Annotated in this window: 21 protein-coding genes and 1 tRNA gene; 7 read left to right on the top strand and 15 right to left on the bottom strand. The window is 75.0% G+C overall.

Annotated features, from left to right (window positions below; translation table 11 throughout):
* Positions 1–118: 118 nt before the first annotated feature.
* Both H9640_RS09085 and H9640_RS09080 read right to left on the bottom strand, forming a co-directional pair.
* Positions 119–1,528, bottom strand: coding sequence for a UTP--glucose-1-phosphate uridylyltransferase (locus H9640_RS09085; RefSeq protein WP_191790404.1), 1,410 nt, complete (start codon positions 1,526–1,528; stop codon positions 119–121).
* Between the two features lie 69 nt (positions 1,529–1,597).
* A complete protein-coding gene (locus H9640_RS09080; protein ID WP_191790403.1) occupies positions 1,598–2,218 on the bottom strand; it encodes an L-threonylcarbamoyladenylate synthase in 621 nt (206 codons plus the stop codon).
* A gap of 97 nt (positions 2,219–2,315) precedes the next feature.
* On the opposite strand from H9640_RS09080, the gene H9640_RS09075 reads away from it, so the two are divergent.
* Positions 2,316–3,068 (top strand): endonuclease/exonuclease/phosphatase family protein, encoded by a 753-nt coding sequence (locus tag H9640_RS09075; protein ID WP_191790402.1) that lies wholly within the window; start codon positions 2,316–2,318, stop codon positions 3,066–3,068.
* Positions 3,069–3,242: 174 nt separating this feature from the next.
* Here the strand turns inward: H9640_RS09075 and H9640_RS09070 are convergent, their stop codons facing one another.
* The gene (locus H9640_RS09070) at positions 3,243–5,087 is read right to left on the bottom strand and encodes an FAD-dependent oxidoreductase (RefSeq protein ID WP_191790401.1); all 1,845 of its coding nucleotides are present in this window, start codon (positions 5,085–5,087) and stop codon (positions 3,243–3,245) included.
* 272 nt (positions 5,088–5,359) lie between these two features.
* On the opposite strand from H9640_RS09070, the gene H9640_RS09065 reads away from it, so the two are divergent.
* From H9640_RS09065 to H9640_RS09055, 3 genes are all read left to right on the top strand, one after another.
* Positions 5,360–6,160 carry an SDR family oxidoreductase gene (locus H9640_RS09065; RefSeq protein ID WP_191790509.1) on the top strand — a complete coding sequence of 267 codons (801 nt, stop codon included), beginning with the start codon at positions 5,360–5,362 and terminating at the stop codon, positions 6,158–6,160.
* 181 nt (positions 6,161–6,341) lie between these two features.
* On the top strand, positions 6,342–6,761 hold the full coding sequence (locus H9640_RS09060) for a CBS domain-containing protein (protein WP_191790400.1): 420 nt from the start codon (positions 6,342–6,344) through the stop codon (positions 6,759–6,761).
* Positions 6,762–6,897: 136 nt separating this feature from the next.
* The gene (locus H9640_RS09055) at positions 6,898–7,662 is read left to right on the top strand and encodes a GAF and ANTAR domain-containing protein (protein WP_191790399.1); all 765 of its coding nucleotides are present in this window, start codon (positions 6,898–6,900) and stop codon (positions 7,660–7,662) included.
* A 39-nt stretch (positions 7,663–7,701) separates the two neighbouring features.
* Here the strand turns inward: H9640_RS09055 and H9640_RS09050 are convergent, their stop codons facing one another.
* The 3 genes from H9640_RS09050 to H9640_RS09040 all read right to left on the bottom strand — a co-directional run bounded on the left by H9640_RS09050 (position 7,702) and on the right by H9640_RS09040 (position 10,215).
* Complete coding sequence (locus H9640_RS09050; protein WP_191790398.1) at positions 7,702–8,430, bottom strand: PAS and ANTAR domain-containing protein; 729 nt, start codon at positions 8,428–8,430, stop codon at positions 7,702–7,704.
* Positions 8,431–8,557: 127 nt separating this feature from the next.
* On the bottom strand, positions 8,558–8,914 hold the full coding sequence (locus H9640_RS09045) for an ArsR/SmtB family transcription factor (RefSeq protein WP_191790397.1): 357 nt from the start codon (positions 8,912–8,914) through the stop codon (positions 8,558–8,560).
* A 5-nt stretch (positions 8,915–8,919) separates the two neighbouring features.
* On the bottom strand, positions 8,920–10,215 hold the full coding sequence (locus H9640_RS09040) for an MFS transporter (protein WP_191790396.1): 1,296 nt from the start codon (positions 10,213–10,215) through the stop codon (positions 8,920–8,922).
* 81 nt (positions 10,216–10,296) lie between these two features.
* Here H9640_RS09040 and H9640_RS09035 point away from each other — a divergent pair, with 81 nt between their 5' ends.
* Positions 10,297–10,497: a hypothetical protein gene (locus H9640_RS09035; RefSeq protein WP_191790395.1), complete on the top strand. Its 201-nt coding sequence runs from the start codon at positions 10,297–10,299 to the stop codon at positions 10,495–10,497.
* A gap of 3 nt (positions 10,498–10,500) precedes the next feature.
* On the opposite strand, the gene H9640_RS09030 is transcribed toward H9640_RS09035, so the two are convergent.
* The 5 genes from H9640_RS09030 to H9640_RS09010 form a co-directional block, all read right to left on the bottom strand.
* On the bottom strand, positions 10,501–10,962 hold the full coding sequence (locus H9640_RS09030; protein ID WP_191790394.1) for an HNH endonuclease: 462 nt from the start codon (positions 10,960–10,962) through the stop codon (positions 10,501–10,503).
* 68 nt (positions 10,963–11,030) lie between these two features.
* Positions 11,031–11,129, bottom strand: a tRNA-OTHER gene (locus H9640_RS09025).
* Positions 11,130–11,451: 322 nt separating this feature from the next.
* Positions 11,452–11,916: a Fur family transcriptional regulator gene (locus tag H9640_RS09020; RefSeq protein ID WP_191790393.1), complete on the bottom strand. Its 465-nt coding sequence runs from the start codon at positions 11,914–11,916 to the stop codon at positions 11,452–11,454.
* Positions 11,913–12,581, bottom strand: coding sequence for a GAP family protein (locus H9640_RS09015; protein ID WP_191790392.1), 669 nt, complete (start codon positions 12,579–12,581; stop codon positions 11,913–11,915). Before H9640_RS09015 ends, H9640_RS09020 begins: the two co-directional genes overlap by 4 nt.
* A gap of 175 nt (positions 12,582–12,756) precedes the next feature.
* Entirely contained in the window at positions 12,757–14,553 is a 1,797-nt protein-coding gene (locus tag H9640_RS09010) for a SulP family inorganic anion transporter (protein WP_191790391.1), read from the bottom strand.
* Between the two features lie 205 nt (positions 14,554–14,758).
* Here H9640_RS09010 and H9640_RS09005 point away from each other — a divergent pair, with 205 nt between their 5' ends.
* Both H9640_RS09005 and H9640_RS09000 read left to right on the top strand, forming a co-directional pair.
* Positions 14,759–15,046: an Ada metal-binding domain-containing protein gene (locus tag H9640_RS09005; protein ID WP_191790390.1), complete on the top strand. Its 288-nt coding sequence runs from the start codon at positions 14,759–14,761 to the stop codon at positions 15,044–15,046.
* A 116-nt stretch (positions 15,047–15,162) separates the two neighbouring features.
* On the top strand, positions 15,163–16,284 hold the full coding sequence (locus tag H9640_RS09000; protein ID WP_191790389.1) for a CAP domain-containing protein: 1,122 nt from the start codon (positions 15,163–15,165) through the stop codon (positions 16,282–16,284).
* A gap of 7 nt (positions 16,285–16,291) precedes the next feature.
* Here the strand turns inward: H9640_RS09000 and mgtE are convergent, their stop codons facing one another.
* The 4 genes from mgtE to H9640_RS08980 form a co-directional block, all read right to left on the bottom strand.
* Positions 16,292–17,620 (bottom strand): magnesium transporter, encoded by a 1,329-nt coding sequence (gene mgtE, locus H9640_RS08995; RefSeq protein ID WP_191790388.1) that lies wholly within the window; start codon positions 17,618–17,620, stop codon positions 16,292–16,294.
* A gap of 80 nt (positions 17,621–17,700) precedes the next feature.
* On the bottom strand, positions 17,701–18,261 hold the full coding sequence (locus H9640_RS08990) for a dihydrofolate reductase family protein (RefSeq protein ID WP_191790387.1): 561 nt from the start codon (positions 18,259–18,261) through the stop codon (positions 17,701–17,703).
* A 109-nt stretch (positions 18,262–18,370) separates the two neighbouring features.
* A complete protein-coding gene (hrpB, locus tag H9640_RS08985) occupies positions 18,371–20,842 on the bottom strand; it encodes an ATP-dependent helicase HrpB (protein ID WP_318243716.1) in 2,472 nt (823 codons plus the stop codon).
* A 29-nt stretch (positions 20,843–20,871) separates the two neighbouring features.
* A complete protein-coding gene (locus H9640_RS08980) occupies positions 20,872–22,560 on the bottom strand; it encodes an ammonium transporter (RefSeq protein ID WP_191790386.1) in 1,689 nt (562 codons plus the stop codon).
* Positions 22,561–22,788 lie beyond the last annotated feature (228 nt).

Raw genomic sequence — 22,788 nt, 5'->3', positions numbered from 1 at the left:
CCCCCCCCCCCCCCCCCCCCCCCCGCCACGCGCCTCCCACGAGCCGTCAGCGGTCCCGTGGGCCCCGCCAGGGCCCTGCCGCGCCCCGCCCACGGGTGGGACGTGCCGGATCACCGCGTCAACGGGTCCCGATCCCCTCGGGTCCGACGTGCGCCCCGTCCGGGACGGTCGACGGCTCGCCCGCGTCCGCCAGGACCGCGTCCCCCTCGGCCACGACTCCGCGGCCGAACGTCCAGTCGCCCCGCACGGTGAGGCTGCGCGCCCCGCGCAACGACGGCGCGCCCTGCGCGAACCGGGCGTCGAAGTCACCGACGAGCTTGTAGTGCGCGCCGTCGAGGTCGATGAGCGGCGCCTCGACCTGCGCCGCGAGCGTGAAGTCGTCACCGAGCTCGTACACGTCCGAGCGCAGCAGCAGCAGGTCGCTCGTCGCCTTGACGGGCAGGAAGCGGCTGCGGTCGACCTCGATGACGGTCGATCCCTCGAAGACCTCGATCGCGGCGCCCATCGCCGACTCGATCTGGATCACGGGCGTCGAGGACGGGTCGGTGGGGTCGACCGTCTTGGGGTTGCGGATCAGGGGAAGCTCGAGGACTCCCCCGGTGCGGTCGAGCTCGGCGGACAGCGCACGCAGGTCGAGCCACAGGTTGTTCGTGTTGAAGTACCGGTGACGCTCGATGTCCCCGGCCGCAGCCAGGTCCTCCTCGGGCGTCTGTGCGGTCTCGCGCAGCACCAGGCGTCCGTCGGAGCGCCGCACGACGAGGTGGCCGCCCTTGCGGTCCGCGGGCGTGCGGCGCGCGACCTCGGCCGCGAACGGTGCGCCCGACGCCGCGAACCACCCGGCCATGGCCGCGTCCGGAGCCGCACCGAGGTTGTCCGAGTTGGAGACGCTCGCGTACAGGTACCCCGCGTCCAGGAGCCGCTGGAGCGCCCCCGACGTCACGAGTGCCGTGTACAGGTCCCCGTGACCGGGCGGGCACCACTCCAGGTCGGGGTCGTCCGGCCACTCGACGGGCTCGAGGTCGTCCGCACGCAGCTTGGGCTCGCGGTTCTGCAGGAAGTCGAGCGGCAGACCGTCGACCGCGAGGTCCGGGTAGGCCGCGAGCGCCGCGAGGGTGTCGTCTCGCGTGCGGAAGCTGTTCATGAAGAGCAGCGGGAGGCGTGCGCCGGTGGCGGCGCGGGCGGCGCGGACCTGTCCGGCGATGATGTCGAGGAAGGTCAGGGGGCCGTGGCTGGTGTCGCGGACGGAGAGGAGCGACTTGGCGCGGTCCATGCCCATGGAGGTGCCGAGGCCGCCGTTGAGCTTGACGAGCGCGGTGCGGGAGAGGGCGGTGGCGGCGGCGTCGGGGCTGATGTCGAGGTCGTGGCGGTGGGTGACGTCGGTGAGGGGGTCGACGTCCGTCTCGGGGACGGTGCCGGTGGCGCCGCCGTCGAGGAGCTCGTAGAAGCGGCTGAAGACGTCGATCGCGGTGGGGTGGACGCCGGCGTCGGCCATCTTGTGCTGGGAGTGGGTGAGGCCCTGGCTGCTCATGGTGTCGATGCTAGGTCTGGGTGCCTGCTCGTGCTGGGCGGGCTCGTGGGGCGTCGGTCACGTCCGTGGTCACTCGAAGCGGGTGGGGTCTCCTGCGCCGACGCGGACGACCTCGGCGGTGCCGGAGGAGAAGTCGACGACGGTGGTGGGTTCGGTGCCGCAGTCCCCGGAGTCGACGACGGCGTCGACCTGGTGGTCGAGGGCTTCCTTGATCTCCCAGCCCTGGGTCATGGGTTCGTCCTCCCCGGGCAGGAGGAGCGTGCTCGACAGCAGGGGTTCGCCGAGGGCGCGCAGGATGGCCTGGGTCACGGCGTGGTCGGGGATGCGGACACCGACGGTCTTCTTCTTGGGGTGGGCGAGGCGTCGGGGCACCTCGGCGGTCGCGGGCAGGATGAAGGTGTAGCTGCCGGGCGTGGAGGCCTTGATGGCGCGGAAGGCCGCGTTGTCGATCTTGACGAGCTGTCCGAGCTGCGCGAAGTCGGCGCACACGAGCGTGAAGTGGTGCTTGTCGCCGAGGTGGCGGATGTCGCGGATGCGTTGGGTGGCGCTGTGGGAGTCGATGCGGGCGCCGAGCGCGTAGCAGGAGTCCGTGGGGTAGGCGATGAGGGCGTCGTCGCGCAGGAGCGTGACGATCTGGTCGATCGCGCGGGGCTGGGGGTCGACGGGGTGGACGTCGAAGTACTTGGCCATGGCGTGAGCCTAGGCCCGCCGCGGTGGGGCTGCCGCCGGGAGCCGGCTCGCGCCCGACGGCGAGCACGGCGGCGTCGGTGGGGGGAGAATCGGTGCGATGCGACTCGCGACCTTCAACATCCTGCACGGCCGGTCGACCAGCGACGACCTGGTGGACGTCGACCGCTTCGCCCGGGCGGTGGCCGATCTCGACGCGGACGTCCTGGCGCTGCAGGAGGTGGACCGCAACCAGCACCGTTCGGGACGGGCGGACCTGGCGCAGGTGGCGGCCGAGGCGATGGGCGCGGTCGAGCACCGGTTCGCCCCGACGCTCGACCGGCGTTCGGCCGACGGTCGGGCGCAGTACGGCGTGGCCCTGCTGTCGAGGTTCCCCGTGCTCGAGTGGCGGGTCCTGCCGTTGCCTCGCCGCCCGTGGTGGCGTCCCCTGCCCCGGGCGACCGACCAGCGGGCGCGTCGGTGGCGGCTCGACGAGCCGCGGGCGGCCGTGGTCGCGGTGGTGGCGACGCCGCAGGGTCCGTTGACGGTGGCGGCGACGCACCTGAGCTTCCTCGACGGGTGGGGCGAGCACCAGCTCGAGCGGCTGGTGAGGGGCTTGGCGGGGGCGCCGCGGCCGCTCGTCCTGCTGGGGGACCTGAACCTTCGGTCGGAGATCCCCGCGACGGTCACGGGGTGGAGCCCGTTGGCGGTCGCGCGGTCCTACCCGGTCTCGCACCCGACGCTGCAGATCGATCATGTCCTGGCCGACGGCGGGGTGCGCCCGCTCGCGCCGGGTCGGGCGGTCGACACCGGGTTGTCGGACCATCGGGCGGTCGTCGTCGACGTGGAGCTCGACGGCGCAGGAGGCTCCTGAGGCCCTTCCCCCACCGGGTCGAACGGGTGTTCGAGTCCGCGAGCCGACAGGCCCACCTCGGCTCGAACACCAGTTCGACACCGACCGACCGGGCGCCCGCATCTCGTCGAACATGTGTTCGACCGGGCATCCGCCGCAGGGCCAAGGGCACCTCTCCCCTGCACCGACCCTGCGTCAGGACGCGCCGCCGTGCGTGACCCGGACCACGGGAAGGCGCAGCGCCCCGGGGGCAGACGCCGGTACGAGGGGCCCGCGCGGCGCGACCGGGGCGACCCGCCGGTAGTCGCTCCCGAGAGGCGGCCGGGGGTCGGCCTCGCCCCGGTTGGGCCACAGCGCGACCGCCCGCTCGGCCTGCGCCGTGATCGTCAGCGACGGGTTGACGCCCAGGTTCGCGCTCACCGCCGCCCCGTCCAGGACGTGCAGCCCCTCGTGGCCGAACACCCGCTGGTACGCGTCGACGACCCCCGTCGCCGCAGAGGCGCCGATCGCGCACCCGCCCAGGAAGTGCGCCGTGAGCGGCATGCCGAACGGTTCCCCGATGCTCCCGCCCGGCGCGCCGCCCATGACCCGGGCCAGCCGCCGGGCCCCCTCGTGCGCCGCCGGGATCCAGCCGGGGTTCGGGGCACCGTGGCCCTGACGTGAGGTCATGCGACGTCGCCCCGTCCACGTGCGTCTCGTGTAGGTCGTGAGCGAGTTGTCGTGGCTCTGCATCACCAGGGCGATCACGGTGCGCTCGGACCAGCCCCGGAGGTCGAGCATGGCCGGGAGGCGACGGCGCTGCGCCCACAGCTCGCGCAACCACGCGCCGGGCGTGGGCGACGGGCCCTGGCGATCGCCGTCGTCGGGCTGCTCGCTGCCGGGTCCGCGCAGGCCGCGAGCGCCGCGGGGCGTGACGAGGACGGTCTGCAGGAGGGCCATGGCGTTCGAGCCGCGGCCGTAGCGCACGGGTTCGACGTGCGTGTGGGCGTCGGGGTGGAAGGACGAGGTGATCGCGACGCCGCGCGTGTAGTCGGGCACGGGGAGGTCCGAGCGGTGAGGCCGGTCTGCGGTCGCACCCAGGAGCGCCTCGGAGTTGGTGCGCGTGAGCATCCCGAGCCGTGGCGAGAGGCCGGGGAGCGTGCCGGCGTCGCGCTGGGCGTGCAGGAGGCGCTGCGTGCCGTGCGCCCCCGCGGCGAGGACGACGTGCTCGGCGGTCCAGCGGGTGCGCCGGACGGACGCCCGGTCGGTACGGCGGGAGGTGACCTCGTAGCCGCCCCCAGGCAGCGGGGCGATGCGCGTGACCGTCTCCAGGGCGTGGATCCTCGCCCCGCCGCGCTCGGCGAGGTGCAGGTAGTTCTTGACGAGGGTGTTCTTCGCGCCGTGGCGGCACCCGGTCATGCACTGCCCGCACTCGAGGCAGCCGCGACGTTCGGGGCCCGCGCCGCCGAAGAACGGGTCGGGCACCCGGGCCCCGGGGGTGCCGAACAGCACCCCCACGGGAGCGGGGGTGAAGGAGCCCCCGACCCCCATCTCGCGGGCGACCAGGGCCATGGCGTCGTCGGCCGGCGTGCGGCCCGCGTACGTGACCACGCCCAGCATGCGCCGCGCCTGGTCGTAGTACGGGGCGAGCTCGGCCTTCCAGTCCGTCAGGTGGCCCCAGGCGGGGTCCGTGTAGAAGGCGTCGAGGGGCTCGTACAGCGTGTTGGCGTACACGAGCGAGCCGCCCCCCACCCCGGCGCCCGCGAGGACCAGGACGTCGCGCAGCCGGTGCACGCGCTGGATCCCGAGGCAGCCCAGGCGCGGGGCCCACAGGAAGTCGCGCAGGTGCCAGGAGGTCTTCGCGAAGTCCTCGTCGGCGAAGCGCCGGCCCGCCTCCAGGACCGCGACCCGGTAGCCCTTCTCGGTCAGGCGCAGGGCAGCCACGGAACCGCCGAAGCCCGACCCCACCACGAGGACGTCGACGTCGTGCGAGACGCCCCCGGCGTCGCCGCGCGCGTCCTCGCGCCCGTCCGCCCGCTCCTCGCAGCCGTCCTTGGTCATCGTGGCCACCTCGTTCCTCGGGCGCTCCCTCGCGCCCGGCAGGTGCTCATCCTGCCACCGCGGCGCCCACCCGTCGCCGAGCGGCCGGGTCGGCGCTCGTGCTGCGAGTCCGCGAGCGCCGTCCTAGCGTGGACGGGACCCGAGAACACCTCGCCCGCCGCGGGCCGCCGACCGGCGTGCGCGCGTGCGGCGACCTGAAGGAGGATCCCGTGACCGACCAGACCCCCGCCTTCCCCGCCCAGCAGCAGGAGCCCCCGGGCCTGACGCCCCCCATGAACCCGCTGCCCGACCACGGCGAGTCGTCCTACCGGGGCTCGGGCAGGCTCGCCGGCCTGCGGGCCCTGATCACCGGGGGCGACTCGGGCATCGGGCGTGCGGTCGCGATCGCGTTCGCACGCGAGGGGGCGGACGTCGCGATCGGCTACCTGCGCGAGGAGCAGTCCGACGCCGAGGAGACCGCGCGCTGGGTGCGCGAGGCGGGCCGCACGGCCGTCCTGCTGCCCGGGGACCTGCGCGAGGAGCCGGAGTGCCGCGCGCTCGTCGCCGACGCCGTCGAGCAGCTCGGGGGGCTGGACGTCCTCGTGAACAACGCCGGCTTCCAGATGGCTCGACGGTCCTCGATCGCCGACGTCACGACCGAGGACCTCGACCGGGTGCTCAAGACCAACCTGTACGCGCTGTTCTGGGTGACGCAGGCCGCGCTCGAGCACCTGGGGGAGGGCGCGTCGATCATCAACGTCTCCTCGATCCAGGCCTACCAGCCCTCCACCTCGCTCCTGGACTACGCGGCGACCAAGGCGGCGATCAACAACTTCACGGTCAACCTCGCGGCCGAGGTCGGTGAGCGCGGCATCCGCGTCAACGCGGTGGCCCCCGGACCCATCTGGACGCCGCTGCAGCCCGCGACGCAGCCGCCCGAGAAGATCGAGCAGTTCGGGGCCGACACCCCGCTCGGGCGGGCCGGGCAGCCGGCCGAGGTCGCACCGGCCTTCGTCTTCCTGGCCTCGCCCGCCGACGCGGGCTACGTCTCGGCGACCGTGCTCGGGGTCACGGGCGGCAAGCCGGTGTTCTGACGCCGCCCTCGCGACGTTCCTCGACGCGAGGCCGGCACGGGCCCCTCACGGCGCCTGTGCCGGCCTCGCGCGCGGACCCCACGAGCCGCCCGCCTGACCGGCGCGGGCTAGGGTGGGTACCGGGCCAAGGAGCGGCTCGCCGTTCAGGGCACGGATCATGGCAGGGACCACGGAGGCGACGATGCCGACGACCATCGCACAGCTCATGTCCACGGCGTTCTGCACGGTCGAGCGCACCGCGACCGTCGCGCAGGCCGCCCGCACCATGATCGACGAGGACTCGGGTGACGCCGTCGTGCTCGACGACAGGGACGTGCTGGGCATCCTCACGGACCGCAGCATCGTGCGGGCACTGGCAGACGACGCCTCGCCGGACCACCCCGTGGGCGACCTGTGCACCGAGGACCTCGTGGTCCTGAGCCCCCAGGACCCGGCCCGGGAGGCCGTGCGGATCATGGAACGACACGCCCTGCTGCGACTGCCCGTCATGGTCGGACCGGACCTGGTGGGCATCGTCCGCCTCTCGGACCTCGTGACCGCGATCGAGCGCGGGCAGGTCACGGTCGGTGCCCGCGACACCGCGGACCTGCAGGACGCGTGAGCAGCCCCCGGGCACCCCTCGGGCGCCCACGCACGGGGGCCGCCCACGGACCGCGTAGCGTTGTCCTCGACAGGTGGAGGAACGGCGCGGTCGTGCGCCGACGACCGGCCACCCCCGAGCACGAACGGGACGCACGATGACGCAGGATCTGCAGCAGACGAAGGACGACGCCCTCGCCGTCGCCACGACCGCCGAGTTCGGCACCGGGGTGAGCCCCGCCACCGCGATCGAGTCGTCGATCGCGTCGGCCGCGCGGACGCTCGCCGAGGAGCCCAGCCTCCAGGAGACGCTCGACCGCACGGTCGAGCTCGCGGTCGCGATGGTCGACGGCTGCGACGCCGCCGGGATCTCGCTCGTGACCCGCAAGGGGCGCATCGAGACCCCCGCCGCGTCGCACGACCTCGCCCGGCGCGGGGACGAGCTCCAGTACGCCCTGAACGAGGGGCCGTGCCTCGACGCGATCCGCGAGACCGACCTGGTGCGCACCAACGACCTCGCGGCCGAGCCTCGCTGGCAGCGGTGGGCCGACCAGGTCCACGCGGAGCTCGGGGTGCGCTCGATGCTGTGCGTCCAGCTCTTCACGAGCGAGACCTCGCACGGCGCCCTGAACCTGTACTCGCGCTCCACGGGCGCGTTTCCCGCCACGGCGCTGTCGATCGTCTCGACGTTCGCCGCGGTCGCCGCGGCGGCACTGACCGCCGCGCGCACCGAGGAGCAGCTCACGAGCGCCGTGCAGACCCGCACCGTGATCGGCCAGGCCCAGGGCATCCTCATGGAGCGCTACCAGCTCTCGGCGCAGCGCGCGTTCTCGGTGCTGAGCCGCGTCTCGCAGGACTCGAACGTCAAGCTCTACGACCTCGCCCGCGAGGTCGTCGAGACACGCAGGTTCCCCGTGACGTAGCCGTCGGGCCCGGGCGGGTCCCGTCCGGGTGTCGGCGGCTCAGCCCGTGACCGCTCCCTTGCGCCGGAAGAGCTGTGCGCCGCCCGGGCGGCTCACGCTGCCGGGCTCGAGGGCGGCCAGGCACGCGTCGACCCGGTCCTTGGCGCGACCGCCCAGGCCGCCGCCGGCCGCGATCGCGTCGATCAGCTCGCGTGCCACGTCGGGCAGGCGTCGGCTGCTCTCGCTCGCGTGCACGACGAGCAGGTCGAGCGCGCCGTCCGGGTCCAGCCCGTGCGAGGCCATGATGACGCCCTTGGCCTGGTCGACGACGGCGCGGTCCTGGAGACCGACCGCGACCTGGCGCGTGACCTCACGGCGCAGCGCGTCCTCGTGCGCGGCGGACGTGTCGATCATCATGCCGATCACCTCGACCACGGCCCCCGAGGCGTCGCGGCGGCCCTGACCCGTGACCGTGACCGTCCTGGTGCGCCCGCGCGCGTCCACGATGCGGTGGCTGGCACTGAAGGGGCGCCCGGTAGTGCGCAGCAGCGCGAGGTCGCGCAGGACCGTGTCGCGGTCGTCGGGGTGCTTGTGCTGGACGAGGAGAGCCGCGCTCGGCACGACGGAGTCGGGCGTCAGCCCGTGCAGCAGGTAGACCTCTTCGGACCACCACCACTCGCTGGTGCGCAGGTCGACGCGGTACTGGCCGGTGGGATGGGCCCGCCCGAGGCTCAACGCCTCCGCGAGCGGGTCGCGGCGACGCCTGCGAGGGGACTGTTCGGTGGTCATGATGGCTCGCTCTCAGCACGTGCGTGTCGAGGGGCCGCTTCCTGACTCCTAGGTGCCTCACCTTAGACCGCCGCGCGCGTAGGTCCAAGCCCCGTCCATGGCGCGAGCGCCCGGCGGGAGCGGGGACTCACGCCTCGCGGACGTGGTGCGGCGGGCGCGGGTAGAGCATGTGCTCGGTGTGGTGCAGGACGTTCGTGACGAGCGCCTCGACGTGCTCGGTCGCGGGCGCGTAGTAGACGCTCGTGCCCTCGCGCCGCGACGTCACGAGATGCCCGGCGCGCAGCTTCGCGAGGTGCTGGGAGATCGCGGGGACGGGACGGTCGAGGGCCTCGGCGATCGCGGTCACCGGCATCTCGGTGCCCGTCAGCATCTGCAGCACCGCGAGGCGGGTGCGGTCGGCGAGCAGGCGCAGCACCTCGACCGCACGGTCGAGGTCGACCTCGGGGGGTGCGACGGGGAGCGAGTCACGCTGCGTGGTGGCCATCCCCCTCATGGTCCCACCCTCGCGGCGGCTCGCACGCGATCGGCGCCCGGTAGAGGCGCCTCACCGGCGACGGACCCCGGCCACAGCACGTGCGCGAGCCCGGTCGCGGCGCCCGCGACGAGGGCCAGCGCCGTCGCGGCGGCCGCCAGGCCGAGCGTCCCGAGCCACCCCGCGAGCGGGTACGTGACCAGCCAGCACGCGTGCGACAACGAGAACTGCGCGGCGAAGGCCAGGTGGAGGTCCCCTCGGTCCACCGAGCGCCGCACGAGGCGCCCGACGGGGGTCTCGACCGCCGACCACCCGGCGCCGATCGCGACCCAGGCGGCGCACACCCCGGCCACGGCGACCCCTGCGGGAGCCGCGAGCACCAGGGGGACGACGGCGCAGCCCACCGTGAGCAGGGCCGCTCCCCCGAGCATCACACGACGCTCGGGCCAGGCGCGCAGGACCCGCGGCAGGACGAGCGCGGCGGCCACCGACCCGCTGCCGCACACGGCCAGGAGGAGAGCGACGCCGTCGGGCCCCAGACCCAGGACCGTGCGGGCGATCACGACCGTCTGGACCAGGACGAGAGCGCCCGCGGCCGCGACCGCGAGGTTCAGCGCGAGCACGGGCCGCAGCGCGGGCGTGCGCAGGAAGATCCCCGCCCCCCGGCGCACGCGCGCGCCGAACGGCCCGTCGGGCTCGGTCGCCGCGACGTGGCCGTCCGTCGTCGCTGCCGCGGCGCCGGGGACTCGCGGCAGCACGACCGTGGCCACGAGGAGCGCCGAGGCCCCGAACCCCACCGCGGTCCCCCAGAACAGCCCGGCCGGGCTGAGTGCGAGCAGGAGGAAGGCCGCGAGCGCCGGGGACGCGACGGCCTCGAGGTCGTAGGCGAGCCGGGACAGGGACAGGGCGGCGGTGTAGTCGCGCTCGTCGGGCAGGACGTCGGGGACGACGGACTGGAACGTGGGCGTGAACGTCGCCGACGCGCTCTGGAGGACCAGGACGAGCACGAGGACCTGCCACACCTCCCCCACGAGGGGCAGCGCGAGCGCCGCGACCAGGCGCACGAGGTCCGCACCGACCAGGACCAGCCGCCGCGGCACCCGGGCCACGAGCGTGGCCGCGAGCGGGGCCAGGGCGACGTAGGCGACCATCTTGACCGTGAAGACCGTCCCGAGGACGACGCCCGCGCGGGGGCCCGCGAGGTCGTAGGCGAGCAGGCCGAGCGCGACCGTCGCGACGCCGGTGCCCGCGAGGGCGACGACCTGCGCGGCGAACAGGCGTCGGTAGACGGGGTGCGCGAGGGCCGAGAGCATGCCCCCATCATTCTGCCTGTTTGCGCAGTCACGCAACCATGCAAGCGGTGCGGGTGGAGCCGGCCGTGGGATCCTGGAGCCGTGTCCGACCTGACGTCCCGCCGCATCCCGCCCGGTCCGATCCTCGACGCGCTGCGCACGCACCGCCACCTGCCGGACTGGGCCCTGGACGTGCCGCAGCTCGCGCTCGAGCACGCCCTGCGCCTCGCCGACGGCGACCCGCACCGGCTCGTCCTCGAGGACGACGGCACCATCCGGGTCGAGAACTCCCCGTCGCCCTGACGCTCAGCGCTTCCCGTACGGGTAGACGTCGGCGAGCACGGGCTCGAAGGGCCGCGAACGCAACGTCATGCCGGCCTCCTGGGGAGTCCGGCCCGCCTTGGCGCTGTTGCACGCCTCGCACGCCGCCACGGCGTTGAGCCAGGTCGTGGTCCCGCCCTGGCACCGAGGCACCACGTGGTCCATGGTCGTCGCAGGGCGACCGCAGTAGCCGCAACGGTGCTTGTCGCGACGCAGCAGCGCGGCGCGCGAGTATGGGACGCGGCCCGTGCGCTCGTAGACCCAGCGGGAGTGGACGTAGCGCACCAGCTCGACCGAGACCGGGCGCTGGTACGGGCCGAAGGTCTCCCCCTCGACGGCCTCCCGCACGGCCGCGACCCGGCGGTGCAGCATACGGATCGCGTGCCCGAGCGAGACACGGCCCAGGACCTGCCCGCCGCCCAGGTTGTAGATGAGGACCTCGCTCATCGACCGACTCCCTGTCTGCGACCCGCGGTACCGAGATCCTCGGCGCCGCGGGCCACCCACGTCGTCTGCGGAGAGGGCGGGAATCGAACCCGCCCCACGGGGCGCTGGTGCGCCCCGTCGCCGTCCTTGGCACATGCCTCTCCAGGGGTGCCGCCCGACTGCAGTCCGGGCGACTTGGAACCTCCACGCACACCACGGGTCCCCGTCGTGGCCAGGTTCATGTGCCTGGCTCGCCGCGCTACCACTGTGGCGCGGTCTCGTGTGCGTCAGCTCGTGCGGGCCGCCGGAGCGGCACCTCATGAGAACGGGTCAGGAGCGAGCGCCGCGCGGGCTGCCCCGACCGGCGACCGGCCTCCTGACCGGACGTGCACCACAGTAGCGGCCTGCCCCCGGGCAAGGGCAAGGGTTTTTCGGGGAGATCGCGCGCCGGTCGCGCGGACGAGCACGGTCGACCGACCCTCGGGCGTCGCGCTCCCCCCGCGGTGGCCTTCACACCCGGCAGTCCGCGCACGTGCCGGACAGCGCGACGTGCGCCGGGGCGAGCGTGAAGCCTGCCTCGGTCGAGAGCCAGGTGGTCACGGGGTCGAGCAGGTCGCCCGGCAGGTCGATGATCCGCCCGCACGAGTCGCAGATCGCGTGCAGGTGCTCGCGCACGGGTCCGCCCGGGGCCAGGTGGTAGGCCGTCGCACCACCACCGATGTGCACGTGCGTCACCACGCCCAGCGTCGTGAGCCGGTCGACCGTGCGGTAGACCGTGGCCCGGTGGATGCCCGGGTGCCGGTCGTGGACCCGGGTGCACAGCTCGTCGGCGCTCGGGTGCCCCTCCTCGGTCGCGAGGACCTCCAGGACGGCGCGGCGCGCCTCGGTCACACGGTGCCCGCCGGCCCGCAGGAGGTCGAGCGCCGCCTGGACCCGCTCGTCGGTCTGCGGCACCGCGCCCGCCGCCTCGCTCACAGCGCCGTGATCCCGTCACCGATCATCTTGGCCCCGAGCACCAGGAGCAGCACGGCCATGATGACGGCGTTGTTCTGGATCATCCAGGCCTTGAGCCCGTCGAGCAGCGTCGCTGCCCGGGATCCCATGGCCAGGTAGATCGCGACGGGGGCCGCGACCCCCAGGCTCGCCACGACGACGAACACCGCGAGGGCCCCGAGCTGCTCGGACGTCTCGGGCGTCGCGGCGGCGATCGCCGCGGCGCCGGACACGACGAGCAGCAGGTTCTTGGGGTTGACCGCCCCGAGCAGGACCGCGAGGCCGAACGCCTTGACGGGCGTGAAGGCGTCGATCGCGCTCATCCACCTCGGCGGCTGGGGGCTCGCGCCCTCGCGCGGGCGTCCGCGCCACTGCGAGACCGCGAGGAGCAGCAGCAGGACGCCCAGGACGATCTTGACGACGCTCGCCCACGCCGGGGGCCCGGACGCGTCGGGCGTGGCAGCGCCGGCCACGAGCAGCACGATCGACCCGAGGGCCGCGATCCCCACGATCCACCCCAGCAGGAACGAGAAGCCGTTGGCCTTCGCCTTCCTGCTGACGAGCATCAGCACGACCGCCACGATGGGCATGGGGCTGATGAGGACTCCCACCGCGATGGGCAGGGACTGACCGACGGCTGGGCCCACGGCATTTCCTCTCGTCGTGCGCCGCCGGTCGGCGCCGCGTCCCGGGTCTCGCGGCTGCCCGCGGGTCCGGTCATCCCGACCGTAGTGCTGCGCCCGGCCGACCGCGCGCGAAGGGCCACGGTCGACGGGCTGCGGGAGGCCGCGAGGTGCGCCGGCGGCGTCGGGCAGGCGGGAGTCAGGCGGGCGACGCGCCCGCGGCGGGCTCTCCCGCGCCCCCGGCCGAGCCCGAGCCTGCGGCCGCGGCGGGCAGGAGGTCGCGCAGCGCGGTGTCGACGTCGGGGTAGGTGGGTGGCATCTCGTCCGGCCCGACGGCGCCGCGCAGGACGTCCCGCACCTGACCCACGTCGCGGGCCAGGGCCAGGCGCGCACCGACCCGGTCGAGGTCGCGGTGCAGGGTCACGAGCATCTCGGCGGCCTCGACGTCCACGAACGGCACGGTCTCGGCGTCGAGGACCACGACGCGCGGCGACGCGTCGGCGACCAGGCGCCGGACCGCCGCGCGCACGGTGTCCGCGTTGGCGAAGAACAGGCCCGACTCGACGCGCACCACGAGCGCCCCCTCGACGCCCCGGCCCCCGTCCTTGCCCGTGGCGATGCGCCGCGCGCGGTCGACCCACACGCCGTGCGAGCTGCGCACGAGCACGGCCACGTGGGGCCGCGAGGCCCGGTCCAGGAGCAGGAAGAGGGACAAGACGATCCCGAGCACGAGGCCAGGCAGGGTGTCGAACACCAGGACGCCGAGCATGGCCGCGAGCGCCGCCCAGAAGTCGTGCCGGGCCGCTCCCCCGTACAGGGCCTTGGAGCGCGGCGTCGCGAGGCGGTACAGGCGGCGCAGGGCCTTGACGTCGACGAGCTCGATCACGGCGGCGATGACGACGGCCGCGAGCGTGGCCTCGGGCAGGGACTCGAACACGGGCGTGAGGAACAGCAGCGTCAGGAGAGTCAGCACTGCGGCGACGAGGCCCGAGACCTGGCTCTTGGCGCCCGCGCCGCCGTTGACCGCGGTCTTGGACAGGCTGCCGTTGACGACCATCCCGGACGCGAGGCCCGAGCCGAGGTTCGCGGCGCCCATGCCGACGAGCTCGCGGTTGGCGTCGATGTCGTAGCCCTCGCGCGAGGCGTACGTCTTGGCGGCACCCAAGGCCTCGGCGAAGCCCACGAGCATGACGCCCGCGGCCGGGCCGACCAGGTCGGTCCAGGTGTTCCGGTCGACGCCCGTCGGGAGGCCGAGCGCAGGGAGCCCGGCCTGGATGGGGCCGACGATGTCGACGCCGTCGTCGTCGAGCCCGAGCAGCAGGACCAGGGCGATCCCGATCCCGACCACGACGAGCGAGCCGGGCACCTTGGGCAGCCAGCGCTTGATCGCGAGGACCGCCGCGAGGGACCCCAGGCCCAGGACCACGGTCAGGGGGTGCGCCGTGCCGAGCTCGGTGAGGATCGTCCAGAGCTTCTCGAAGAAGTTCCCCTCGCCCTTGTCGACGCCCAGCAGGGCGGGCACCTGCCCGATCACGATCGTGAGCGCGAGGCCCACGATGAACCCCTTGAGCACGGGCTCGGAGATGAACGAGGCCAGGAACCCGAGGCGCGCGATGCCCGCCACCAGGCACAGGACCCCGGTCACGAGCGCGACGGCCGTGGTCAGCGCGACGAACGCGGCGTCGTCGCCGGGCCGGAAGGCGGCGACCACGCTCGCGGACAGGGCCGCCGTCGCGGACATGGGCCCCACGACCAGGTGGCGCGAGCTGCCGAACGCCGCGTACAGGATCAGCGAGGGCACCGCGGCGTACAGGCCCACGACGGGTGAGACGCCCGCGATGGTCGCGTACGCGAGCGACTCGGGCACGAGGACGGCCCACACGGTCAGGCCCGCGACCACGTCGCCCCGCAGCCAGGCCCCGCGGTATCCCTGCAGGGACGCGAACACGAACCACGGTCGCTGCGCGCGTGTGGGTGGCCTGGTGCTCGTCGGCATGCGCCCGCCTCTCGACCGTGGGCGCCGTGCGCGCCTCACGGGCGAACGTATCCGCGCGGGCCGCGGTCGGCATCAGGAAGCCCGCCCCGCCCGACGTCGCCGCTCCCCACCTCACACCCCAGCACGCCACCTCACGTCGCGCCCGGCACGTGCGTCTACGAAGGTGAGCACGTCCGCCCGGTCTCCCCACCCCAGGAGCGCCCCTGTGAGCACGACGCCACGGCTCTACCGACTGCTCGGACCCGACCGCGTCCCGACCCTCAGCACCGTCCCCGGGACTCTCGGCGGCCACCGACGCTCCCGGATCTACGGCCGGCTCGACTGCCCCGGCGCCGCCCGCGCGATCGCGCGCGGGGGCTACGTGGCCCATCGCGTGTTCTTCGCCGACGAGGAGACCGCGATCGCCGCCGGGTACCGGCCGTGCGCGGTGTGCCTGCGCGAGAGGTACCGCGAGTGGAAGCTCTCCCAGGCAGCCCTGGACCCGCAGGGCTGAGCGGGGTACCGAGGCGCTCGAGGCGCCGCCCGCGCGCACGAGCGACCCGGTCACGGCACAGTGGACCCGACCCGTCCTTGCCCGACCACCCGGGAGGCACCGTGCGCGCACGCCGGATGACCACGCTCCTCGTCGCGCTCACGACCCTCGTGCTGACGGTGCCGGTGGGCCTGAGCACGGGCGCACCGGCCCGGGCCTCGGGGGCCGGGGACGTGGTGGGTCTCGTGAACGGCGCGCGCTCGTCCGCGGGGCTCGCGCCCCTGGCGCACGACCCCGGGCTCGCCGGCGTCGCCCAGGCGTGGGCCGAGCGGATGGCCGCGAACGGCTCGATGAGCCACAACCCGTCGACGGGCGCGCAGATCCCTGGCGGCTGGTCCTCGTGGGGCGAGAACGTGGCGTGGTCCACCGACCCGTCGCCGTCGGGCCTGCACGCGAGCCTCATGGGCTCCCCGGGGCACCGGGCCAACATCCTGTCCTCGACGTTCACGTCGGTGGGGGTCGGGTACGCGACCGACGCCGCGGGGGGCGCCTACGTCGCCGAGGTGTTCGCCGCCTACCCCGGCGCGGCCCCTTCTGCTCCCGCGCAGCCGCCGGCGCAGGCGGCTCCCGACCGGTCACCGGTCGCCGCGGGCACGACGGGCGGAACGGACAAAACAGGCAGGTCTGCGGCCAGCCGGCCTCGCTCCCCCCTCGGCCTGGTGCTCGGCGCCTCGGGCCCCGAGGTCCAGGCCCTCCAGGAACGACTGCGACTCCACGGCCAGGACCTCGCCGCCGACGGTGCGTACGGCCCCGCGACGTCCGCCGCGGTCGTCGCGTTCCAGGGCGCGCGGGGTCTCGCCCCGGACGGCGTCGTGGGCCCCGCGACCACGGCAGCGCTCGCCCTCGACCCGCCGCCCACCCCGGCGCCAGCACCCGCGGCTCCCGCCGGTCCCGCAGTCCCCGACGGCACCGACGGCGCCGACGGCGCCGTGGCCGAGTCTCGCGCGACCGGCCCGCAGACGCCGGGCGACGCGTCCGGCACGCGGGCCGCGGCCGCGCGGGAGACGGGCGCGACGCCGTCGGGCAGCGGGACGCCCTCCGGGAACCCGACCCCGCCGGGCGCGACGACGACTCCCGAGGTCCCGGCCTACGGCTGGGTGATCGCCGCCCTCGCGGTCCTTGCCGCGATGTCGCTGAGCGTCGTGGGCGCGCGCCGCCGGCCCGCGCAGGTCCGAGGTGCGCGGCCCCCGCAGGACTGAGCGCGCCTCAGATGCCCAGGACCACCTTCGCCACCGAGAAGTAGATGACCAGCCCCAGGGTGTCGACGAACGTCGAGATGAAGGGCGCCGCGACGATCGCCGGGTCGATACCCACGCGGCGCGCCAGGATCGGGATGCTCGACCCGACCGTCGTCGCGAGCACGCACACCCCCACGACCGTGATCGCGAGCACCTGCGCGATCGAGACCCCCGCGACCCACGCCGCCGGACCGAAGCCGACCGCGGCGAGCACCGTCCCGAGCAGGAGGCCGGTGAGCATCTCGCGCCCCACGACGCGCAGCAGGTCGCCGCGGCGGATGTCACCCACCGCCAGCGCGCGGACCACGGTCGTCGCGGCCTGGGACCCCGCGTTCCCGCCCGTGCCGATGAGCAGCGGGATGAACAGCGCGAGCGCCACGACCGCGTCGAGCTCGGCCTCGAAGTAGCTCTGCACCCCGACCGTGAGGCTCGCCGCGACGATCAGCAGCAGGAGCCACACCACGCGCGCCCGCACCAGCCCCAGGACCGAGACGGTCAGGTACGGGCGGCGCAGCGGCTCCGAGCCACCCACGCGGGCAGAGTCCTCGTCGTCCTCGGCCTCGAGGATGCGCATCGCGTCGTCGACCGTGAGCACGCCCAGGAGGCGGCGTTCGTGGTCGACCACGGGCACCGCGACGTACCCGCCGTCGCGCACGACGTTGGCCGCGTGCTCCTGGTCGTCGGTCGCCTCGACCGTCACGGCCGGGGACATGACGTCCTCGACCAGGGCGTCCGGGTCGCTCACGAGCAGCCGGCGCAACGACACGACGCCCTCGACCACGCGCCCGGCACCGAGGACGGGCACGGTGTAGATCGTCTCGACGTCGTCGCCCGCCCGGCGCAGCGCGTCGAGGGCCCCCGCGACGCTCGTGCCACGCCGCACCGACGCCACCCTGGGGGACATGCGCCTGCCCGCGCTGTCCTCGGGATACCCGAGCAGCGCGGTCGTCAGGGCCCGCTCGTCGGGCCCCAGCCCGCCCAGGAGCCGGGCCGCGACACCCGCGGGCAGCTCGTCGAGCAGCGACGCCCGGTCGTCCGGGTCGAGGGCCGCGAAGATCTCCGCGGTCGCCTCGGACCGCAACGCCTCGACGAGCTCCGCCTGGATCGCCGGGTCGAGGTCCTCGAAGACCTCGACCGCGCGCCCCTTGGGCAGCAGGCGGAACGCGACCGCGCGCCGCTGGTCGCCCAGGCGCCCGAGCTCGTCGACGACCTCCTGCGTGTCCATGCTCGCGATGCGGTGCTGCAGGTCCTCCAGGTCGTGGGGTCGCTCGGTCCGGGGCTCGGAGTGTGCGCGCATGGCCCCACCTTCTCAGGACGGCCGACCACAGGCCCGGCGGAGACGGCACGACGTGACGAGGCCCACGGCACGGGAGCGCGTCAGCTCGCGACGCGGTACCTCGTGTAGACCACGCCGCCCGTGAAGCGGCGCTCGTCGAGCAGCTCGAGGTCGAGCCGGACGCCCGCGGGGTAGAAGGACGTGCCGCCGCCCACCAGCACTGGGTGCACGAAGACCCGCACCTCGTCGACGATCCCGGCCGCGAGCGCCTGCGCGGCCAGGGTCGGTCCGCCGATGCCGACCTCGCGCTCGGCGCGGTCGACGAGCGCGCGGGCGGAGACCGGGTCGAACGACCGCTCGACGCGCGTGCGCGCCAGGCCCGGGTCGTCGAGCGTGGTCGAGTACACGACCTTGTCCACGTCGCGCCAGATGCGCGCGTAGTCGCGCACGGCGGGCGACTCGTCGTCGAGCATGGCCGGGTCGTCCCACACGCGCATGACCTCGTAGACGCGGCGCCCCAGGAGGAAGGTCCCGACGGAGCGCTCGAGGTCGTCGACGAACGCGTGCACCTCCTCGTCGGGGGCGCTCCACCCGAACGAGCCGGAGGCGTCGGCGACGTAGCCGTCGAGGGACATGATGCCGGTGCAGGTCAGCTGTGCCACGGTGCGCTCCTCGCCGGGTTCCGTCGCGGTCCGTCCCAGCGTAGGCCGGTGGCCGCGCAGGCGCTGCGCCGTTCGGGGGCAGCGCCGCTCGGCGGCAGCGCGGACGGGATCAGGCCGTCGGGTCCTCGGGCCAGTCGTGCTTGGGGTAGCGGCGGCGCAGCTCGGCGCGCACCTGCGCGTATCCCGTTCCCCAGAACGACTCGAGGTCCGCGGTGATCGCGGCGGGGCGCCTGGCCGGGGACAGCAGGTGCAGCAGCACGGGCACGCGTCCGTCGGCGACGCGGGGCGTGGCCCGCCACCCGAAGGCGTCCTGCACCTTGACGGCGAGCACGGGCTGGTCCCCGGTGTAGTCGAGGCGGGCGCTGCGTCCCCCGGGCAGGTCGACGCGCACGGGGGCGAGCTCGTCGAGCCGGCCCGCCGCGGGCCACGGCAGCAGGCGCCGCAGGGCGCTGGTCACGTCGAGGCGCTGGAGGTCGGCTGCCGAGCGGACCCGGGCGAGGTCGGGGCCGAGCCACGTGTCGAGCCCCGCGAGCAGGGCCTCGTCCGACACGTCGGGCCACGGTTCGCCCAGGGCGCGGTGCAGGAACGCGAGCCGGTGCCTCAGCTCGCGCGCGGGCTCGCGCCAGGGCAGGACGTCGAGGCCCTCGCGCTCGAGCCCGGTGCGCAGCGCCGCGACGACCTGGTCGGCGGGCGGGTCGGCGACCTTCTGCGAGGCGAGCTCGATCGCGCCGAGCCGCGTCGTGCGCCGCGCCTGGATGCGCCCGCCCGACCACGTGACGGTGTCGTCCTCGCGCAGGGCCGCGGACGCGGCCTCGTACGCGAGGTCCTCGTCGACGGGTGCGGCCGAGCGGATCGTCGCGTCGCGCCTGCCGGCGCCGCGGTCGGCGTCCGCGACGGCGAGCCAGTCGTACCCCGCGAGCGGGGACCCGGGCGGCAGCGCGGCCCCGGTGCCCGAGACCATGAGGTACGTCGACCCGTTCGGCCGCCTGCGCGCGACCCGGTCGGGGTGCGCGAGCGCGACGACGAGCCCGACCGCGAGGTCCAGGCTCAGGTCCTCGCGGCGTCCCCGCCCCGGCGCGGGAGCGAGACCCTGGAGCCGCTCGGCCTGCGCGCGCCACGCCCCGCTCGCCGGGCCGCCCCGCCGGGCGTCCCGCAGGGCGGCGACGAGGTCCGCACCGGGTGCGCGCACGTCGTCGGACAGGAGGGCGACCACCTCGGCGGCGAGCCGCGGCCCGACGACGTCGCTCGCGTCCAGGAGGGCCCGCGCGAGCCGGGGGTCGGCCGGGACGCGCGCGATCTCGCGTCCCCGTGGGGTGACGGTGCCGTCCGGGTGGACCGCGCCGAGGGCCTCGAGGGTCCCGCGCGCGACCGTCATCGCGGCCGCGGGCGGGGCGTCGAGGAGCGCGAGGCCCGACCCGTCGGGGCTCCCCCAGCACGCGAGCTCGAGCGCGAACGCGACGAGGTCGGCCGTGAGGATCTCGGGCGTCGGGTGCGCGACGAGCTGGGCGTGCTCGCCGGGCGACCAGCAGCGGTACACGGCCCCCGGTCCCTCGCGCCCGGCGCGCCCGGCGCGCTGATCGGCCGCAGCGCGGCTCAGGCGGACCGTCACGAGACCCGCGAGGCCGCGCCGGTGATCGGTGCGCGGCTCGCGGGACAGTCCCGCATCGACGACCACGCGCACCCCGGGCACGGTGAGCGAGGACTCGGCGACGGCCGTGGAGACCACGACCCGGCGGCGTGGCCCGGGCGTCAGGGCCAGGTCCTGCTCGCGCGCGGGCAGGCGCCCGTGCAGGGGACGCACGTCGGCGTCCAGGCCGGACAGACGGCGCGCGACGCCGTCGACCTCGCCCGCGCCGGGCACGAAGACCAGCACGTCGCCGGACTGCTCGGCCAGCGCCCGGCGCGTGGTCGCCGCGACGTGGTCGAGGAACGCGCGCGGTACGCCGCGCTCGTCGAGCCGCGGCCCGGGCGACGGCGCCCACACCTCCTCGACGGGGAACAGGCTGCCGTCCGCGACCACGACCGGCGCGGGGAGCCCGTCGCCGAGGAGGCGCGCGGTGCGCTCGGCCTCGATCGTCGCGGACATCGCGACCAGGGCCAGGTCTGGCCGCAGGGTCGCCCGGACGTCGACCAGCAGGGCGAGGGTCAGGTCGGCGTCGAGGTGCCGCTCGTGGACCTCGTCGAGCACGACGACAGCCACCCCTGCGAGCTCCGGGTCGCGCTGGAGGCGGCGCAGCAGGACGCCGGTCGTGACGACCTCGACGCGCGTCTCGGGACCCGTCCGGGACTCCCCGCGCACCGAGAATCCCACCGTGCGCCCGACCGGCTCGCCGAGCAGGTGCGCGAGCCGGCGAGCGGCAGCCCGCGCGGCGATCCGGCGCGGCTGGGTCACGACGACGCGCCCCGCGGGCAGGGCGGCCGCGAGCGCCGGCGGGACGAGGGTCGTCTTGCCCGTGCCCGGCGGAGCCCGGAGCACGGCGACACCCCGGTCCCGGACGGCGTCGGTGAGCTCGGCCAGGTGGTGGCGGACCGGGAGATCGGGCGGGGAGGCGAGCAGGCGGGCGATCGGGTCCGGGTCCACGGGGTCATTCTCCCCCGCCCCGGTCCCGGTCAGGTCCCGGCGGCCGCCACGAGCGGGAGCACCAGGGGCGAGCGCAGCCCCACGGCGTGCTGGGTGAGGAGCGCGACGACCGCCGGCACGTCGCCGCGACTCGTGCAGAGGTCGACGCGCAGGCGGCGCGCGAAGCGGGTGCGCTCGGTCGACTCGCGGAAGCGCAGGGTCGGGGCGTCGGCCACGACCTCGTTGACCTCGCAGACCTGGATGGCCCATGCCCCGGCCTGCTCGAGGGCGGTCGTGAGGGCGTCGAGGTCCGCCGAGTCGAACGTCGCGGACAGCACGACGGCGTCGGTCACCGCGGGGACGGAGACCTCACCGGCGGCGGTCGCGGCCGCCGCTGCGGCAGAAGCCGTGCGCTCGCCGCGAGCCACCGTGCTGGACCCGACCGGGGCCGACGCCGTCCCCGTCGCGGACAGGCCCGAGACCTGCCCCAGCGTGTACGCGTTCGCCCCCTGCTCGACCTCGTCCATGCCGAACTCCTGCCCGGGCGGCACCTTGAGGCCGACCGTCCGGTCGACCCCGAACGCGATGACCAGCGTCACCACGAACGAGAACGCGACCACGACGACCAGGGCGAGCGCCTGGGCGCCCAGCAGGTCGAGCCCCCCGCCGAAGAAGAGACCGTCGGCGCCGGCGTCGTTGATCGCGCGCTCCCCGAAGAACCCGAGCAGCAGCGAGCCCAGGAGGCCGCCCACGAAGTGCACCGCGATCACGTCGAGCGCGTCGTCGAACCGGAACACCTTCTTGAGCCCGAGCGCGAACGTGCACACGACGCCCGCCGCGACCCCGATCACGAGCGCGGACAGCGTGCTGACGTATCCCGCGCAGGGGGTGATGGTCGCGAGCCCCGCGACGCCGCCCGTGACGGCACCGATCACGGTGCCCTTGCCCGTGCGCCAGCGCTCCATGAGCAGCCAGGCCCCCATGGCAGCGGCCCCCGCGACGTGCGTGTTGAGGACGGCCTGGGCCGCCACCCCGTTCCCCTGGAGCGAGCCGCCGCCGTTGAAGCCGAACCAGCCGAACCACAGGATGCCCGCTCCGGCCACGGCGAGCGGGATGGAGTGCGGGATCGACCCCGCCTCGGGCCACCCCTGCCGACGCCCGACGACGACGAGGACCGCGAGCGCCGCTGCCCCGGCCGCGGCGTGCACGACGATCCCGCCCGCCCAGTCCTGCGCCCCGAGCTGCGCGAGCCAGCCGTCCGGGTTGAACAGCCAGTGCGCGACGAACGGGTAGACGAGCACGGACCACAGGGCGAGCGTCACGACCCAACCGACCGTCCGCAGGCGCCCCACCGTCGCCCCCGTGAGGAGCGCGGGCGTGATGATCGCGAACATCATCTGGAAGGCGACGAACGCGAGGGTCGGGATGGCGACGTCGCCGTCGACGACGTGCAGAGCGGGGGTCGGGGCCGAGTCGAGGCCCGTGAGCCCGAACAGGCCCAGGTCCCCCATGAAGCCGTTCCCGATGTCGTCGCTGAACGCGATGCTGTAGCCCACCAGGACCCACGTCAGCGTGATGACGGCGATCGGGACGAGGTTCTGCTGCATGATCGCGAGCACGTTGCCGCGTCGGACCAGTCCCGCGTAGAAGAGCGCGAGCCCCGGCATCATGAACAGGACGAGGGCCGCGGACACGAGCACCCAGACCGTGTCGCCGCTGTCGACCACCAGCTCGGACATGAGACCTCCCGAGGACGTCCCGGGTGCGTCGGCACGCCGGGGTGCAGGGGCGCGTCGGTCAGCACGGGCGGCGACGCGCAGGACAGCCGGTGCGGATCCCCGTGGGACGAGGACCCGGGACGTGCAGGATCCCGGTCGTGTCGGGGCTGCGGGTCCTGCGAGCATCGCACGAGCACCGCGCGCGCGACACCGGAACGGACGGACGCCGCGCTAGTCTGGGCGGGACGA

It is taken from the genome of Oerskovia gallyi (genome assembly GCF_014836745.1).
GTDB lineage: Bacteria > Actinomycetota > Actinomycetes > Actinomycetales > Cellulomonadaceae > Oerskovia > Oerskovia paurometabola.
The sequence above is the reverse complement of the archived record's forward strand: the minus strand, read 5'-3'. Positions and strand labels throughout refer to the sequence as shown.

What these genes read in the sequence shown, in the direction of transcription:
- H9640_RS08980 (WP_191790386.1), bottom strand. Translation starts at nt 22,560, where the DNA reads ATGTCCGAGCTGGTGGTCGACAGCGGCGACACGGTCTGGGTGCTCGTG.
- H9640_RS09085 (WP_191790404.1), bottom strand. Translation starts at nt 1,528, where the DNA reads ATGAGCAGCCAGGGCCTCACCCACTCCCAGCACAAGATGGCCGACGCC.
- H9640_RS09060 (WP_191790400.1), top strand. Translation starts at nt 6,342, where the DNA reads ATGCCGACGACCATCGCACAGCTCATGTCCACGGCGTTCTGCACGGTC.
- H9640_RS09080 (WP_191790403.1), bottom strand. Translation starts at nt 2,218, where the DNA reads ATGGCCAAGTACTTCGACGTCCACCCCGTCGACCCCCAGCCCCGCGCG.
- H9640_RS09050 (WP_191790398.1), bottom strand. Translation starts at nt 8,430, where the DNA reads ATGACCACCGAACAGTCCCCTCGCAGGCGTCGCCGCGACCCGCTCGCG.
- H9640_RS09030 (WP_191790394.1), bottom strand. Translation starts at nt 10,962, where the DNA reads ATGAGCGAGGTCCTCATCTACAACCTGGGCGGCGGGCAGGTCCTGGGC.
- H9640_RS09075 (WP_191790402.1), top strand. Translation starts at nt 2,316, where the DNA reads ATGCGACTCGCGACCTTCAACATCCTGCACGGCCGGTCGACCAGCGAC.
- H9640_RS09055 (WP_191790399.1), top strand. Translation starts at nt 6,898, where the DNA reads ATGACGCAGGATCTGCAGCAGACGAAGGACGACGCCCTCGCCGTCGCC.
- H9640_RS09040 (WP_191790396.1), bottom strand. Translation starts at nt 10,215, where the DNA reads ATGCTCTCGGCCCTCGCGCACCCCGTCTACCGACGCCTGTTCGCCGCG.
- H9640_RS09010 (WP_191790391.1), bottom strand. Translation starts at nt 14,553, where the DNA reads ATGCCGACGAGCACCAGGCCACCCACACGCGCGCAGCGACCGTGGTTC.
- H9640_RS09070 (WP_191790401.1), bottom strand. Translation starts at nt 5,087, where the DNA reads ATGACCAAGGACGGCTGCGAGGAGCGGGCGGACGGGCGCGAGGACGCG.
- H9640_RS09045 (WP_191790397.1), bottom strand. Translation starts at nt 8,914, where the DNA reads ATGGCCACCACGCAGCGTGACTCGCTCCCCGTCGCACCCCCCGAGGTC.
- H9640_RS09065 (WP_191790509.1), top strand. Translation starts at nt 5,360, where the DNA reads ATGAACCCGCTGCCCGACCACGGCGAGTCGTCCTACCGGGGCTCGGGC.
- mgtE (WP_191790388.1), bottom strand. Translation starts at nt 17,620, where the DNA reads ATGCGCGCACACTCCGAGCCCCGGACCGAGCGACCCCACGACCTGGAG.
- H9640_RS09000 (WP_191790389.1), top strand. Translation starts at nt 15,163, where the DNA reads ATGACCACGCTCCTCGTCGCGCTCACGACCCTCGTGCTGACGGTGCCG.